The 14,699-nt window shown below is 68.6% G+C and carries 14 protein-coding genes and 1 tRNA gene; 5 read left to right on the forward strand and 10 right to left on the reverse strand.

Going from position 1 to position 14,699, the window contains the following annotated elements:
* Window positions 1-144 precede the first annotated feature (144 nt).
* Window positions 145-1,257 (reverse strand): Fic family protein, encoded by a 1,113-nt coding sequence (locus tag AC07YH_RS01330; protein WP_494745214.1) that lies wholly within the window; start codon window positions 1,255-1,257, stop codon window positions 145-147.
* A 193-nt stretch (window positions 1,258-1,450) separates the two neighbouring features.
* Window positions 1,451-3,193 (reverse strand): putative bifunctional diguanylate cyclase/phosphodiesterase, encoded by a 1,743-nt coding sequence (locus AC07YH_RS01335; protein WP_494745215.1) that lies wholly within the window; start codon window positions 3,191-3,193, stop codon window positions 1,451-1,453.
* Between the two features lie 240 nt (window positions 3,194-3,433).
* Here AC07YH_RS01335 and AC07YH_RS01340 point away from each other — a divergent pair, with 240 nt between their 5' ends.
* Window positions 3,434-3,844, forward strand: coding sequence for a helix-turn-helix domain-containing protein (locus tag AC07YH_RS01340; RefSeq protein WP_494745216.1), 411 nt, complete (start codon window positions 3,434-3,436; stop codon window positions 3,842-3,844).
* Window positions 3,845-4,052: 208 nt separating this feature from the next.
* Here AC07YH_RS01340 and AC07YH_RS01345 read toward each other — a convergent pair.
* A tRNA-Arg gene (locus tag AC07YH_RS01345) sits at window positions 4,053-4,129 on the reverse strand.
* A gap of 253 nt (window positions 4,130-4,382) precedes the next feature.
* Here AC07YH_RS01345 and ggt point away from each other — a divergent pair.
* On the forward strand, window positions 4,383-6,125 hold the full coding sequence (gene ggt, locus AC07YH_RS01350; protein ID WP_494745217.1) for a gamma-glutamyltransferase: 1,743 nt from the start codon (window positions 4,383-4,385) through the stop codon (window positions 6,123-6,125).
* 4 nt (window positions 6,126-6,129) lie between these two features.
* Here ggt and AC07YH_RS01355 read toward each other — a convergent pair whose 3' ends face one another.
* Genes AC07YH_RS01355 through AC07YH_RS01380 form a run of 6 tightly spaced genes read right to left on the reverse strand, consistent with a single transcriptional unit; the run spans window position 6,130 to window position 10,538 of the window.
* Complete coding sequence (locus tag AC07YH_RS01355; protein WP_494745218.1) at window positions 6,130-6,360, reverse strand: hypothetical protein; 231 nt, start codon at window positions 6,358-6,360, stop codon at window positions 6,130-6,132.
* Between the two features lie 11 nt (window positions 6,361-6,371).
* Window positions 6,372-7,877 (reverse strand): sensor histidine kinase, encoded by a 1,506-nt coding sequence (locus AC07YH_RS01360; RefSeq protein ID WP_494745219.1) that lies wholly within the window; start codon window positions 7,875-7,877, stop codon window positions 6,372-6,374.
* Between the two features lie 9 nt (window positions 7,878-7,886).
* On the reverse strand, window positions 7,887-8,636 hold the full coding sequence (locus AC07YH_RS01365; protein ID WP_494745220.1) for a TVP38/TMEM64 family protein: 750 nt from the start codon (window positions 8,634-8,636) through the stop codon (window positions 7,887-7,889).
* A complete protein-coding gene (locus AC07YH_RS01370) occupies window positions 8,633-9,691 on the reverse strand; it encodes a quinone-dependent dihydroorotate dehydrogenase (RefSeq protein ID WP_494745221.1) in 1,059 nt (352 codons plus the stop codon). Before AC07YH_RS01370 ends, AC07YH_RS01365 begins: the two co-directional genes overlap by 4 nt.
* A complete protein-coding gene (locus AC07YH_RS01375; RefSeq protein ID WP_494745222.1) occupies window positions 9,688-10,032 on the reverse strand; it encodes a DUF952 domain-containing protein in 345 nt (114 codons plus the stop codon). Before AC07YH_RS01375 ends, AC07YH_RS01370 begins: the two co-directional genes overlap by 4 nt.
* The gene (locus AC07YH_RS01380; protein WP_494745223.1) at window positions 10,029-10,538 is read right to left on the reverse strand and encodes a SixA phosphatase family protein; all 510 of its coding nucleotides are present in this window, start codon (window positions 10,536-10,538) and stop codon (window positions 10,029-10,031) included. The genes AC07YH_RS01375 and AC07YH_RS01380 overlap by 4 nt, the downstream gene beginning before the upstream one ends.
* Window positions 10,539-10,615: 77 nt before the next feature.
* On the opposite strand from AC07YH_RS01380, the gene metX reads away from it, so the two are divergent.
* From metX to AC07YH_RS01395, 3 genes are read left to right on the forward strand one after another with little or no spacing between them, the layout of a single operon-like run.
* Window positions 10,616-11,770: a homoserine O-acetyltransferase MetX gene (metX, locus tag AC07YH_RS01385; protein WP_494745224.1), complete on the forward strand. Its 1,155-nt coding sequence runs from the start codon at window positions 10,616-10,618 to the stop codon at window positions 11,768-11,770.
* A complete protein-coding gene (gene metW / locus AC07YH_RS01390) occupies window positions 11,767-12,435 on the forward strand; it encodes a methionine biosynthesis protein MetW (RefSeq protein ID WP_494745225.1) in 669 nt (222 codons plus the stop codon). The genes metX and metW overlap by 4 nt, the downstream gene beginning before the upstream one ends.
* On the forward strand, window positions 12,432-13,211 hold the full coding sequence (locus tag AC07YH_RS01395; protein WP_494745226.1) for an endonuclease/exonuclease/phosphatase family protein: 780 nt from the start codon (window positions 12,432-12,434) through the stop codon (window positions 13,209-13,211). Before metW ends, AC07YH_RS01395 begins: the two co-directional genes overlap by 4 nt.
* Here the strand turns inward: AC07YH_RS01395 and AC07YH_RS01400 are convergent.
* Entirely contained in the window at window positions 13,168-14,679 is a 1,512-nt protein-coding gene (locus AC07YH_RS01400) for a phospholipase D-like domain-containing protein (protein WP_494745227.1), read from the reverse strand. The two genes, AC07YH_RS01395 and AC07YH_RS01400, sit on opposite strands and share 44 nt — an antisense overlap.
* Between the last annotated feature and the right edge of the window lie 20 nt (window positions 14,680-14,699).

Here is a 14,699-nt window from a genome sequence, read left to right on the forward strand (position 1 = left end):
CGGCAGGCCCCAACCCTTTCGTTGGGGCCTGCCCGCAGGGGCGCGCCCGCAGGAGCCGCGAGCGAAGGCGGCGCCCGAAGGGCGCGCGGCGGGACCGAGCGTGCCCTCCGGCGGCTCACCGCATGGGTCGCTGAACCCTTCCCGTCAGAAGACGGTCCGGCCCTCGGCGATGTTGATGAGTTCGGGCAAGGCGTAGATGGCCGGCTTGGGACCGGCGCCCTCGCGCACGCGGCGGATCAGGCCGGCGCCTTCGAGCTGGCGCAACATGGTGTTGGCCGTCACGCGGGTCTTGAAGCCCGCCACCTCGAGAAAGTCATTGGCCCGGATGATCGGTCTCTGGAAGAACGCGTCCACCGCCGCGCCGGCAAATTGCGAACGCGTGGTTTCGGCGAACTGTTGGCGGCTGGCCTCGTAGAGGTCCCGGATGGCCCGGACCTTGGAGAGGTTGTTTTCGGCCTGGTTGACGACGGCGTGGATAAAGAATTCCAGCCAGCCCTGCCAATCGCCGGTCTCTGTGATGGCCAGCAACTGGTCGTAATAGACGTCCCGCCGCGCTTCGAGATATTCCGACAGATAGAACATCGGCCGCGACAGCGCCTTGCGCTGGTAGAGCAGCAGCGGAACGAGCATCCGGCCGATCCGGCCATTGCCGTCCTTGAACGGGTGGAGGATTTCGAACTGCGCGTGGGCGATGGCCGCCTGCAGGATAGGATCTTCGGTCTCCAGCTGCAGGTAGCGTTCCCACTCTTCGAGCCGTTCGGGCAGGATCAGGGGACTGGGCGGGACGAAGCGGGCTCTTTCGATGGTGTCGCCCTGCCGGCCGATCCAGTTCTGGTCGTCGCGAAAGGCGCCGGGCGTCTTGTCGCGACCGCGCACGCCCTGCATCAGGCGCTGGTGGATCGTCTTGGTCAAGGACAGCGAGATCGGCCGCTCGGTCAGGGTGGCTTCGGCGTAGCTGACGGCGGCGCGGTAGTTGCTGATTTCCTCGATGTCGCCCTTGCGCGCCTCGGGCGCCTCGATGCCGGCGTCCTGCTCAAGGACTTCCTCGAGGGTCGCCTGGGTGCCTTCGATCCGCGAGGACAGGACCGCTTCGTTGACCGTGATCGGAGACAGCAGCACGCCGGGATTGGGCAAGGTCTGCAGCATGCCGTCGTAACGGGCGAGCGCGCGGTTGGCCTCGCCCGCCAGGGGCAGCAGCCTCCGCCAGTCGAGGTCTTCGAGCGGCAGGCGATCGGGGACGCAAGGTGTGGTTTGCAAAGGGGCGCTCCTGGCCCGCCCTCTATCCGATCACAACGCCCTGCGAAAGGCCAAACAGCGAATCACCTTCCACTAGGGAATCAGTGGAAGGTAAGCCTTCCGCTTGCGGTCTAGCCGACGCCAAACCACGCGTTCACCTTCCACAAGCCGGGCGCTCCCGCCCCGATCCCGAAGGGGAGACGACGCCGCGGGCCTAGTCGGCGCCGAAATCGCGAACGAAGGCGGCAACCTCGCTCGCCGGCATCGGCCTGGCGAAATGGTAGCCTTGGACCTGGTCGCAGCCATAGGCGCTGAGGGCGGCCAACTGATCGGGCCGCTCAACGCCCTCGGCCACGACCTTCATGCCCATGCTGGCGCCCAGGTTGATCACCGCGCGGACGATGGCGTCGTCCTCCGCGTTCTGGACGAAGGACTTGTCGATCTTCAGCCGGTCGACGGGGAACTGGCGCAGGTTGGCCAGGGAGGCGTAGCCAGTGCCAAAGTCGTCCAGGGCGATCAGTACGCCGGCTGCGTGCAACTCGCACACCGTCTCGGCCACCACGTCGGCGCCCCAGCCCATATAGACGTTCTCGGTGACCTCGATGGTCAGCCGTTCGGCCGGCACGTTCCAGGCGGCCAGCTTGCCGGCGATGTCCTTGGCCAGGCGGCCGGTGCGAAACTGCTCGCTGGAGATGTTGACCGCCACGCGGCCGAACTCGACGCCCTCGTCCATCCAGGCGCGCATCTGGCCGAGCGCCCGCTCGAAGGCGACCTCGCCCAACTGGAGCGAAAGATCGGTGTCCTCGAAGGCGGCCATGAACGCGGCCGGCGGAAGCACGCCTTGCTCGGGATGGTTCCAGCGCATCAAGGCCTCGAAGCCGGCGACCTTGTTGGCCTCCAGGTCGACGACCGGCTGGTAGTAGAGATCGAACTCGCCCTGGGCGATGGCCAGGCGCACCTCGCGCAGCAACTCGACGCGCTGCTCGACCTGGGTGCGCATCGACGGTTTGAAGACCACACAGCGATTGCGGCCACCGGACTTGGCCTCGTAGAGCGCCACGTCGGCGTTCTTGAGCAGGTGCAACGGGTCGGCGTCCGGGTCGTCGTGGATCGCCGCCCCCAGGCTGGCGCTGATCGTGAAGCTGCGGCCGGCATGCTCGACCGGCTTGCGCAGCAAGGTCTGCAACGCCTCGATCGGGCGCAGCAGGTCTTCCGGACCGGTAAGGCCGCGCAGCACCACGGCGAACTCGTCGCCGCCCAGCCGCGAGACCGTGTCGCCGCGCCGGAAGGCCTTGCCGAGCGTCTTGGCCAAGTTCAGCAGCAGGGCGTCGCCGGCATCGTGACCCAGGGTGTCGTTGATGTCCTTGAAGTGATCGACGTCGATCATGATCACGCCGAACATCTCCCCGGCGCGCTCGGCGGCCTCGACCGCGGCGTCGAAACTGCGTTGAAACGCCGTACGATTGGGAAGGCCGGTCAGGGTGTCGCGATAGGCCAGAAATTCGATCCTGGCCGAGGCGGCGACGCGATCGGTGATGTCCTCATGGGTGGCGACATAGCCGCCATCCTCGATCGGGGTGTGGGAGATGCGGATGGTGCGCCCGTCGGCCAGGGCCAGTTCACCGATGATCGACTGGCCGACTTGCGCTTCGGCGCTGCGCGCCAGATATTCGCTGACGCCCGAAATCGGTCCTTGGCCGGTGGAAAAGCCATGCTGGAGAATGGCTTCTCGTGTCGTCCCCGGCTCGGCCAGCTCCGGAGGCAGCCGATACATGGCCGTGAACGCCGGATTGCAAAGGATAAGCCGCGCATCGGCGTCCACCATGCAGAGCCCGTGGGGCATGTTGTCGAGCGCCGCCGCGAGCAAGTCGACCCGCACGGCCAGCCCAGGCTCGGCCCCGGTCTGGCGTCCGCGCGATCCCTGCCGGTCGAAGGTGATAACATTGGATGACGGCATGGGACTTGGCTCCTCGGAACGCGTGGGAGCTTGCGGCCTAGATGGCTAACAACTTGTCGCCACGCCCACGTGACCTTCCGCCGCAGAGACTTTGTCGCCGCGTTCGACAGATTTTGAAAATGAACAAAGGTCGCGCCCGAACGCCGCATTAAAATGTCGGCTCCCCGACGCAGATATGCATTTGTCGAGAACCGAACTGTTCACTCGATTTCTATGTTTATCTTTTGATGAGATGAGATCATGGCCCGAGACGCGACTGTCACCGCCAATCCCGTGGACCTGCACGTCGGCGCACGCGTGCGCCTGCGCCGGAAGATGAGTGGAGTCAGTCAGGAGCAGCTGGCCCATAGCCTGGGCCTGACATTCCAACAGGTGCAGAAATATGAGCGCGGCGCCAATCGGATCAGCGCCAGCAAGCTCTACGCCATGGCCATGACGCTGCAGGTCCCGGTTTCGTTTTTCTTCGAAGGCCTGGCCAATCCCGAGCTTGGAGAGCCGCAGGACGCAAGCCACACCGCAGCGCTCACGGTTCAATCCTTCCTTCAAACCGACGAGGGGCTGGAACTGGCTGAACTGTTTCCACGCCTGGGCCGGGGCCGGCTACGCCGACAGGTGCTCGATCTGGTCCGGGCCATGGCGCAGGAAGACTGACGCACGCTCCCCGCAGCCTCGCCGCGTCGGTCCGATCCGTGCGACTCGCCTCGAAAACGTGGCGCGCGAGGCCAGCAGTTCGAGGTCGTCAGCGGACTCAAGGAAACGTGATCGGGCAAAGCCCCAGTACAAACCCCAGTACAAAGGGATTTTTTGTTCCGGGGCGCACGCGCCCGCCCGGAGAACTCATTGATTTTATTGGAGAAAATGGCGCGCCCGGAACGATTCGAACGTCCGACCCTCAGATTCGTAGTCTGATGCTCTATCCAGCTGAGCTACGGGCGCGCACTGCCTTTCGGCGAGGCGGGGGAAGTAGCCCGTCCGTTTCGGGAACGCAAGCCTGGTTTTTCGGAAAAGCCAAAAAGTTTCGCGAGCCAGCGTTCGCCGAGGCGGAGCGCCTTGCCGCGCAACGTTCCAGGCCAGGGGATTGAGGCCGTTTCCAGAGTATCTGGGCGTGACAGCGTCGCTTGATTGGTGTCCATGGAATGCCTCGGGACGGCGGGCAGGCCCTCCCTCGTGTCCGTCATAGAGGATCCGTATGCGTCGCTTTGTTTCCCTGCTCGCCCTGGCCGCCTCGCTGCAACTGACGCTGGCGCCGATCTCCGCCGCCCACGCCGAGTCGATCCCCCTGAACATGCCGGCGGTGCGGCCGGTCTCCACCTCGACGCCCGCCAAGGGCATGGTCGCCGCGGCCAATCCGCTGGCGGTCGAGGCGGGTCTGCGGGTGCTGCGCGACGGCGGCTCGGCGGTCGACGCGGCCGTGGCCATCCAGGCGGTGCTGGGCCTGGTCGAGCCGCAGAGTTCGGGCCTGGGCGGCGGCTCGTTCATGGTCTTCTACGACGCCAAGACCGGCAAGGTGACGGCCTATGACGGTCGCGAGACGGCCCCGGCGGGCGCCACCCCCGACCTGTTCATGGGTCCGGACGATAAGCCCCTGCCCTTCGTCAAGGCGCTGTTGTCGGGCCGCTCGTCGGGCGTGCCGGGCGCGATCGCCATGCTGTCCATGGCCCAGAAGGAACACGGCAAGGCCGCCTGGAACACGCTGTTCAAGGACGCCGAAAAGCTGGCCGACGACGGCTTCGTGGTCAGCCCGCGCCTGGCCGGCATGATCGTCAGCCGCGCGCCGCAGGCCAGCCAGCCGGACGCGGTGAAGTACTTCACCAAGCCGGACGGGACCCGCTACCAGGCCGGCGACGTGCTGAAGAACCCGGCCTATGCCGCCACGGTGCGCAAGATCGCCGCCGAGGGCCCTGCGGCCTTGCTGGACGGTCCGATCGCCCAGGCGATCGTCGACCGCCTGCACGAGGGCGACCTGCCCAGCAGCATCACCCTGGCCGACCTCAAGCGCTACAAGCCGCGCTCCGCCCCGGCCCTGTGCCGGCCGTGGAAGGTCTACACCGTCTGCGTGCCCAGCCCGCAGTCTTCGGGCCTGGCGGTGATCCAGGCGCTGCGGATGCTGGAGCACACCGACATCGGCAAGCGCGGCCCGACCGATCCGGTGGCCTGGACCCAGCTGGCCCAGGCCGAGCGCGTGATGTACGCCGACCGCGACCGCTATGTCGGCGATCCCTCGTTCGTGACCGTGCCGGTCGACGGCCTGCTGGATCCGAAATACGTCGCCGAGCGCGCCAAGCTGATCACCGACACGGCCGGGGCGGCCCCGCCGTTCGGCAAGCCCAAGGGCGCGCCCAAGGTCGGGATCGACATGACCCAGGAGCCGGGCGGCACCACCCACCTGGTCGTGGTCGATCCGGCCGGCAACGTCGTGTCGATGACCACCACGGTCGAGAGCATCTTCGGCAACGGCCGAATGGTGAACGGCTTCTTCCTCAACAACCAGCTGACCGACTTCTCGTTCTCGCCGAAAGAGAAGGACGGCGCGCCGGCCGCCAACGCCGTGGCCCCGGGCAAGCGTCCACGCTCGTCAATGGCCCCGATCATCGTGCTGGACAAGAAGGGCAAGTTCCTGGCCGCCGTCGGCTCGCCGGGCGGCAACGCCATCCTGTCCTATAACCTCAAGGCCATGGTCGGGCTGTTCTACTGGAACCTGAACGTCCAGGAGGCCGTCTCGCTGCCGAACGTGGTGGCGCGCGGGGACACCTATTCCGGCGACGCCGAGTGGTTCGGTCCGGACATGCTGGCGGCGCTGAACGCCCGCGGCGTCAACATCAAGGTCGGCCAGATCGAGGGCTCGGGCCTGCAGGGCGTGATCGTGCGGCCGGGCGGCATCCTGGAAGGCGGCGCGGACCCGCGTCGCGAGGGCGTCGCCAAGGGGCTCTAGAAGCTCAGGTTCGGGCCTGGTGCTCTTCCAGGCCCGCCTCGACCTCGGCGCGGGAGAAGACCTCCTCCTGGCCGTCCAGCAGCAGTTCGGCGTCGGACGCCTCCTGCACGGCGACCATGGCGGCGACACGACGAAGCGCGGTCGGGACGTCGGGCGCTTCGACGGTGATCTCGTGAATCGGCGCGCTGTCGGCCGAGGCGCCGAGCTTCACCGCGATGGTCCAGGTGGTCGTCATCGCACTTCCTCCTAGGTGGCCGAGGCGTCGGCGGCCTTGTCGTCAGGTTCGGACGGCGCTTCCGGCAGCGGATCGGGCGCACCGGCCAGGGTCAGGTCGAACACCGAGCCGCCCGGCCCCGTCTCGACCAAGGCCAGGTCGCCGCCATGACCCTGGGCCAGCTCGCGGGCGATGGCCAGGCCCAGGCCCGTGCCGCCGCGACGCACAGAACCGACGAAGGGCAGGAAGAGGTTGGCGCGAGCCCGCTCGGGCACGCCGGGGCCGTCGTCCGACAGCCGCAGGATGCTGTGGCCGGCGTCGCGGCGCAGCTCGACGAACACCTTGCCCTTGCCGCCCCGGTCGGTGGCGCCCTCGATGGCCTCGCGGGCGTTGCGGAACAGGTTGGTCAGGATGCGGTGCAGCTGGTCCGGATCGGCCAGCAGCTGTTCGCGTGGGCCGATGACGGTTTCCAGCGCCACGCCCTGCGGGGTCAGTCCGGCGTCTTCGGCGGCCATGTCCAGAGCCGGGCGCAGGGGGATGATCCGCGTCACCGGCTCGGGCTCCTTGGACTTGCCATAGGCCATGACGTCCGAGGCCAGGGTGATGGCGCGGTCCAGGGCCCGTTCCAGGCGCGGCAGGGCCTGGGCCACCTTGGGGTCACCCAGGGCGGCCAGGCGATCGGAGGCCATCTGGGCGCTGGTCAGCATGTTGCGCAGGTCGTGATTGATCTTGGCCACCGCCTCGCCCAGGGCCGCCAGGCGGGCCTTGGAGGCCAGCGCCGCCAGCAGGTCGGCCTGCATGCGGTCGAGCTCCGCCTCCGCCCGGCCGATCTCGTCGCGTCGCTTGGAGACGGCGATGCGGGCCTCTGGATCGCCCGGATCGACGCGGAAGGCTTCCATGGCCCGGGTGATCCGCTGCATGGGCCGCACGAGGAAGATGTTGAGGAAGGCGTAGACCAGCAGGCCGGCCAGGGCTGCGACGAAGACGGTCACACCGGTCAGCCGCCAGAAATAGGCGATCAGCTGAGCCTTCAGCGGCGCGTCGGGCAGCACCACCTCGACGAACTCGGCCTTGCGGAAACGCGGCTCGGCCATGACGCGGACCGTGCTGCCCTTGGGGCTGGTCAGGGTGAAGAACGGCGCGGCCAGCCACGAGCCCGGGTTCTGGCGGCGCAGGTCGACGAGATAGGGCGTCTTGAACGGCTCCTTGGGCGGCAGGACCAGGCGCCGTGCGCCCTCGGCCTGGACGGCGACGGTGACGGCCCCGGCCTGATCGAACATCTGGTTGGCGACCGCGTCGCTGACCCGCAGGTCCGGATCCGATTCGGCGATGGTCGAGGCCAGTTCCCCGGCCCGCACCCGGTCCAGCAGCCACTGCTCCTCGAACTGCGCCAGGGTCAGGGGCAGGATCAGCAGGCCGCCGAAGGTGACGACAATGGCGGTGAACAGCAGCAGGCGCGCCGACAGGCCGCCGGGCCACGGAAATCGTTTCCGGGGCGGGGCGGGCTCAGTCTCCGACGGCGAAACCGTTTCGACCATCCGGCGGGGCTACTTCTCGTCCAAGGGCTTTGGCAGGGGCGCTGCTTCGCGCCGCTTGCGCCAATGGCGCCACATCGGCGGCAGAAAGGCCAGAACGCCCATGCCGACAATGGGAAGATAAATCCGTGGCGAGAAGAGGGTCTCCATCGTCACGGGGCCGCCTTGCGCGAAGAGATGGCCAAGTCCCGCGCCGATGCCGGCATAGACGAAGGAGCTGGGGATCATGCCCAGCAGCGAGGCCAGGACGAAGGCGCGAACGGGAACATTGGCCACGCCGGCGGCGACATTGACGATCAACAGCGGAAAGGCCGGGATCAGGCGCAGGGTCAGCAGATAGTTGAAGGCGTCCTTGCGCAGGCCGTCAGCCACCCGCGCCAGGAAGGCGTCGGGCTTGCGGCGTAGCATGTCGCCGAAGGCGGTGCGGAACACCAGATAGATCACGGTCGAGCCCCCCGTCGCCCCGGTCAAGGCCGCGAAGCCGCCGCCGAGCGGGCCGAACAGGAAGCCGCCGGTCAGGGACAGGATCAGGGCGCCGGGCAGCGAGACCGCCACCGAGCCGATATAGACCGCCAGATAGATCGCCGCGCTCAGCAGCGGCTTGTCGCGGACGAAGGCCTGCAGCTGGGCCCCGCTCTTGCGCAGCGCCTCCAGCGACAGATGGTCGGTGAGGCCGCTGGCGAAGGCGGCCACGAACAGGATCACGATGACCGCGAGCGGCCCGAAGCGGCGCAGCAGCGTCAGGACCCTGTCACGCGTCATGGCGCGCCGACCGCGTCCTCGACCGCCGCGAAGCCGTCGGCCCGCAGGCGGGCGGCCAGGTCGCGCTTGATGCGGGTCACAAGGCCCGGGCCGCCATAGACCAGGGCCGAATAGAGCTGCACGGCCCGCGCGCCAGCGCGGATCTTGGCATAGGCCCCAGCGCCGTCGGCGATCCCGCCCGCGCCGATCAGGGCCACGCGGCCAGCCGAGGCGGCGTGGAAGCGCTTGAGCACCTCGGTCGAGGCGCCCAGCAGCGGAGCGCCGGATAGGCCGCCGCCTTCCCCGGCCTGGGCCGATTTCAGGCTATCGGGACGGGCGATGGTGGTGTTGCTGACGATGATGGCGTCCAGACCGGCGTCGATCACGGTCTCGACGATGGCCTCGACCTCGCCGTCCTCCAGGTCGGGCGCGACCTTCAGGAAGATCGGATAGTCGGCGCCCGAGGCGACCTTCATCGCCTCGCGGGTCTCGGAGATCCGGCCCAGCAGTTCCTCCAGCGCCGCCTTGGTCTGCAAGGCGCGCAGGCCCGGCGTGTTGGGCGAGGAGATGTTGGCGGTGAAATAGTCCGACAGGCCCCACAGGCGCGAGAGGCCGGTGACATAGTCCTCGATGCGGTCGCTGGCGTCCTTGTTGGCGCCGATATTGGCCCCGACAACGCCATCCTTGCCTTGGCGGGCCTTCAGGCGCGCGACGAAGGGATCGAGGCCGCCGTTGTTGAAGCCCATGCGGTTGATCACCGCCTGGTCCTCAGTGAGGCGGAACAGGCGCGGGCGCGGATTGCCGGCCTGGGCCAGCGGCGTGACGGTGCCCGCCTCGACAAAGCCAAAGCCGGCGGCCAGCATGGCGTCCGGGACCTCGGCGTTCTTGTCGAAGCCCGCGGCCAGGCCCACGCAGTTGGGCAGTTCCAGCCCGGCGATCTTCACCGCCAGGATCGGGTCGTCCGGGCCGCTCTCGCGCGGACCCAACCCCATCTTCAGGCCGCGAATGGCCCAGCCGTGGGCGTCCTCGGGGTCGAAGGCGTGCAGGGCGCGGGCGGCGACGTCATGCAGGCTCATGCGAGATGTTCGCCCAGCTGCGGCACGCCGTCGGCGTCGAGCTCGATGGCGGCTTCCGTCACCACTTCCGACACCAGCAGCGGCCGGAAGAGGTGCGGGAACAGCGCCCCGCCGCGCGAGACCTCCCACTTCAGGGCCTCGCCCAGGCCCTCGGCCTCGACGCCCAGCAGGACGAGATCCGGCAGGCCCTTGAAGTAGAGCGCGGCGGTCGTCTGGGCCTGGTCGGCGGCCGACAGGTGGATGAAGCCGTCCTGATGATCGACGGCCGAGCCCTCGAACCGGCCGACGGCCTTGGCGGCGTCCCACTCGGCGCGGGAGAGGATCTTGTAGATCAGGGTCATTCGCCGCCGGCTCCGCCGTTTTCGTTCGCGTAGAAGAGATGCTCCAGCACCGGGCCGCCCGCCGTCCAGCCGAACACCACCACGGTGGAGGTCGGGAAGCGGCTGCGCAGCTTGTTGGTCTGGATCGGCGAGGCGCCGCCCTGAAAGGCCAAACGCAGGGCCAGCTCGTGCAGGCCCGGATTGTGCCCGACCACCATCACCGTGGCCACGCCGTCGGCGTGCTCCTCGACCGCTTGGAGCACCTCTTCGGGATCGGCGTGATAGAGGTCGCGCAGGTGTTCGACCCGCGCGGCGGGGAAGTTCGCCGCGACCTGCTCGGCCGTCTCGCGCGTGCGGCGGGCCGAGGAGACCAGCATCAGCTCGGGCGCCAGGCCGGCATCGGCCAGCAGCTTGCCCATCACGGCCGCATCGGCCTGGCCGCTGTCAGCCAGCGCGCGCTCGAAGTCGCCGCCGTTCTGGGCGTGCCGCTCGGCCTTGCCGTGGCGCATCAGGATCAGTCGCTCCATGCGATCTCCATAGCCGTCCGTCGCCTTGTCAGGAAGCCGGTGGTTGACACCTTGTTCGCCAAGAGGTCCAAGGCGGCATGGCTGCGCTCGATCTGTTCACACCCGTCCTGTCCGGCGGGGGAACCTGGCGGTTTCCCTCAAGCGATCCCCTGCGGCTCGATTCGGGCGCCACGCTCGAAGGCCTGGAGATCGGCTACCAGACCTATGGCGCGCTGAACGCCGACAAGTCCAACGCCGTCCTGATCTGCCACGCCCTGACCGGCGACCAGTATGTGGCCTCGCCGCACCCGACCACGGGCAAGCCCGGCTGGTGGCTGCGGATGATCGGTCCCGGCAAGCCGCTGGACCCGGAGCGGCACTTCATCATCTGCACGAACGTCATCGGCGGCTGCATGGGCTCGACGGGCCCGGCCTCGATCAATCCGGGCACCGGCAGGGCCTACGGCCTGGCGTTCCCGGTCATCACCATCCCCGACATGGTCCGCGCCCAGGCGATGCTGGTCAGCGCGCTGGGCATCGACACCCTGTTCGCGGTGATCGGCGGCTCGATGGGCGGGATGCAGGCCCAGCAGTGGGCGGTGGACTATCCCGAGCGGCTGTTCAGCGCCGTGGTGCTGGCCTCGGCCTCGCGCCACTCGGCTCAGAACATTGCCTTCCACGAGGTGGGTCGCCAGGCGATCATGGCCGATCCGGACTGGCGCGGCGGCGCCTATGCCGACCACGGCGTCCAGCCCGGCAAGGGCCTGGCCGTGGCGCGGATGGCCGCCCACATCACCTATCTGTCCGAACCGGCCCTGCAACGGAAGTTCGGCCGCGAGCTGAAGCGCGACGGCCTGTCGTGGGGCTTCGACGCCGACTTCCAGGTCGAGAGCTACCTGCGCCACCAGGGGGCCAGCTTCGTCGACCGGTTCGACGCCAACAGCTATCTCTACATCACCCGGGCCACCGACTATTTCGACATCGCCGCCGGCCATGGCGGGGTGCTGGCTAAGGCCTTCACCCGGGCCCGCGACGTGCGGTTCTGCGTGCTCAGCTTCACCAGCGACTGGCTCTACCCCACCGCCGAGAGCCGCCACCTGGTCCGCGCCCTGACCGCCGCCGGGGCCCGCGCCGCCTTCGCCGAGATCGAGAGCGACAAGGGCCACGACGCCTTCCTGCTGGACGAGCCGGTGATGGATGCGGCGCTGGCCGGCTTCTTGAGTTCGGCCGAACGCGATCGGGGACTGATTTGACCGACGTCGCCATCCGCGAGGACTTCCGCGAAATCCTGCGCCTGGTGCGCCCCGGCTCGCGCGTGCTGGACGTCGGCTGCGGCGAGGGCGCGCTGCTCGACCTGCTGGCCCACGACAAGCAGGTCGACGGGCGGGGCCTGGAGATCAGCGCCAGCGGCGTGGCGGCCTGCATGGCGCGCGGCCTGTCGGTGGTGCAGGGCGACGCCGACCAGGACCTCGACCACTTCCCCGACCGCAGTTTCGACTACGCGGTGCTGTCCCAGACCCTGCAGGCGACGCGCCATCCGCGCCACGTGCTGGACGAGCTGCTGCGCATCGCCGACCGGGCCATCGTCTCGTTTCCGAACTTCGGCCACTGGCGGGTGCGCTGGTCGCTGCTGAGCCGAGGCCGGATGCCGGAGACCAAGGCCCTGCCGATGCCGTGGTGGTCGACGCCGAACATCCACCTCTGCACGCTCGCCGACTTCCTGGCCCTGACCGCCGACCTGAACCTGCGGGTGGACGCCTGCGCGGCCTTCGCCGGCGCGGGCCCGGCGCGCGCGATGAACCCGGCCAGCGCGGTCGAGAACTGGCGGGCCGAGACCTGCCTGTTCATGCTCAGCCGCAACGGCGCGACGACTCTTAAGGAACTTCCGCCCGTCTCGGGCGATCTCTTCGACGGATGAAGACCCTTCGTCTCATGACCTACAACGTCCACCGTTGCGTGGGCACGGACCGCAAGCTCGACGTCGAGCGTGTGGCCGAGGTCATCGCGGCTGAGCGCCCGGACGTCGTGGCCCTGCAGGAGCTGGACGTTCTTAGGGCCCGCACCAAGGGGATCGACCAGGCCCACCGCCTCGCCGAACTGCTGAAGATGAGCTTCCACTTCCATCCGGCCATGACCGTGGAAGAGGAACTCTACGGCGACGCCATCCTGACCGCCCTGCCCGAGCGCCGGATCAAGGCCAAGGGCCTGCCGCTCTACAAGCGCGTGCCCGGCCTGGAGCCGCGCGGCGCCCTGTGGGTCGAGGTCGATGTCGACGGGACCAAGGTCCAGATCATCAACACGCACCTCGGCCTCGTGCCTCAGGAACAGAAGCGCCAGGCCGCCGCCCTGCTGGGCCCGGACTGGATGGGCGCCGACGAGTGGCTGGCCCCTGGCGTGGTCCTGGGCGACTTCAACGCCACGCCCTATTCGGCGACCTACCGGATGCTGCGGACGGCCCTGCGCGACGCCCAGGCCCCGACGCCGGCCTGGCCGCGTCCGGCGACCTCGACCTTCCCGTCCAATTTCCCGTTCATGCGGATCGACCACGTCTTCATGACCAAGGGCCTGGAGACGGTCGGCGTGCGCTCGCCCTTCGACGCCCGCGCCCGGGTGGCGTCCGACCACCTGCCGCTGGTGGTCGAGCTGGAGATCACGGCAACAGGTGATCCGGCGGGATCGGCGGCGGCTCCGTAAGCTTCACGAGATCGCGCCGCAGACGCGCGCGACGGCCCCACGGCCGCCAGGCGTCGTCGGGCGCGATGGCGTCGCCCAGGCTCCAGTCCGCGATGAACTTTTGAACACCGGTCAGCTTACGCATCGGCACCGGCTGTAGCCGCCGAGGCGGGCCGCCCTTGACGTCCAGTGCGTTGATGGCCGCGCCCAGGCCGCCTTCGCGTTCGATGGCCTCCAACACGTCCTCGGTCGAGCGATCGATGAAATGGCCGACCAGGCGTCCCAGAAAGGCGCGGACCGTCTCGCGCTCAATATCGCTCTTGGCCTCGAAGGCCAGGTCGCACTCGCTGTCCAGGCCGATCGAGCGGTTGTTGAGGTTGGCGCTGCCGATCCGCAGCATCCAGTCGTCCATGATCGCCACCTTGGAGTGGACGATGATCGGCCCGCCGCCGGGCGTATGGGCCGAGAAGGCCGAGAAGCGCTTGTGGACGTCGACTTCCCGCAGGCGGTTGATCGCCGAGGTGCGGGCGCTGTCCATGGTCATCTGGTCGAAATAGCTGGGGCTGCGGGCCGGCCCGACCGTGACGACCTCGGGACCATCGGGCTCGGCCAGGCGCTCGGCCAAGGCTTCGACGATGATCGGCGAGGTCAGGTACTGGTTCTCCAGGTAGATCAGCCGCCGCGCCCGCCGGATGGCCGAGAGATGCAGCAGCATGCACTCGGTGACCTCGGGCCGGCCCTGCCAGGCGGCCGAGGTGCGGGCCACGGCGATCGGCATCCGGCGCAGGTCGGGCAGCAGGTCATCCGGCCACGGCGTCTCGTCGGGGCGGTCCGGGCGCTCGACGGGATCACCGCCCGAGGCTTTCCAACGCTCGACGAAGAGATCGGCCATGGCCTCGCCCGCCCGGCCATCGACCAGCATCGAGACCTCGTGGCGGGCCGGATAGTGGCGCCCCGTGGGCAGGCGGCGCAGGGGGTTGTTGTCCAGGTGCCGGGTGTCGTCCCAGCGGTCGACGCCGATGTCGCCACCGCTGACGAAGGCGGTCACGCCGTCGATGATCACCGCCTTCTGGTGATGGCAGGCGCTGGCCGGCAGGGTGGCGTCCAGGCGGTACTTGACCCGCGAGCCGGCGAAGAAGGCCGCGCCGCGATGCGGCCCGAACAGCTGCGAGGCGGCGATCGGGAACGGCATGTCCCAGGTCAACACCCGCACGTCGAGCGCGGGGTTCAGGGCCGCCTGTCGCCGCAGGATCAGGCCGATGCGATCGGCGTGGCTGGGATCGCGGCTGCGCTTGACCCGGTCGGGATCCAGGCGCGTCAGGGGGTCGAACACCCAGGCCAGGATCCAGATCGACTTCTTGGCCGACAGGATCAACGGCTTGAGCGAGTCGAACGCCTCGTCGTTGTCGATGAACAGGGCCACGCGATCGGCGGGCTCGACCCGCCAGCAATTGTATCCCGGTTGGAAGACTGAAGATCCCGGATCCATGTCACCCCGAACGCCGTGAA

Source organism: Caulobacter sp. GW456-12-1-14-TSB4 (genome assembly GCF_059424195.1).

Bases quoted from the DNA above. Each gene is read 5' to 3' on its own strand.
- AC07YH_RS01335 (WP_494745215.1), bottom strand. From the start codon at position 3,193: ATGCCGTCATCCAATGTTATCACCTTCGACCGGCAGGGATCGCGCGGA.
- AC07YH_RS01340 (WP_494745216.1), top strand. From the start codon at position 3,434: ATGGCCCGAGACGCGACTGTCACCGCCAATCCCGTGGACCTGCACGTC.
- ggt (WP_494745217.1), top strand. From the start codon at position 4,383: ATGCGTCGCTTTGTTTCCCTGCTCGCCCTGGCCGCCTCGCTGCAACTG.
- AC07YH_RS01355 (WP_494745218.1), bottom strand. From the start codon at position 6,360: ATGACGACCACCTGGACCATCGCGGTGAAGCTCGGCGCCTCGGCCGAC.
- AC07YH_RS01360 (WP_494745219.1), bottom strand. From the start codon at position 7,877: ATGGTCGAAACGGTTTCGCCGTCGGAGACTGAGCCCGCCCCGCCCCGG.
- AC07YH_RS01365 (WP_494745220.1), bottom strand. From the start codon at position 8,636: ATGACGCGTGACAGGGTCCTGACGCTGCTGCGCCGCTTCGGGCCGCTC.
- AC07YH_RS01370 (WP_494745221.1), bottom strand. From the start codon at position 9,691: ATGAGCCTGCATGACGTCGCCGCCCGCGCCCTGCACGCCTTCGACCCC.
- AC07YH_RS01375 (WP_494745222.1), bottom strand. From the start codon at position 10,032: ATGACCCTGATCTACAAGATCCTCTCCCGCGCCGAGTGGGACGCCGCC.
- AC07YH_RS01380 (WP_494745223.1), bottom strand. From the start codon at position 10,538: ATGGAGCGACTGATCCTGATGCGCCACGGCAAGGCCGAGCGGCACGCC.
- metX (WP_494745224.1), top strand. From the start codon at position 10,616: ATGGCTGCGCTCGATCTGTTCACACCCGTCCTGTCCGGCGGGGGAACC.
- AC07YH_RS01395 (WP_494745226.1), top strand. From the start codon at position 12,432: ATGAAGACCCTTCGTCTCATGACCTACAACGTCCACCGTTGCGTGGGC.
- AC07YH_RS01400 (WP_494745227.1), bottom strand. From the start codon at position 14,679: ATGGATCCGGGATCTTCAGTCTTCCAACCGGGATACAATTGCTGGCGG.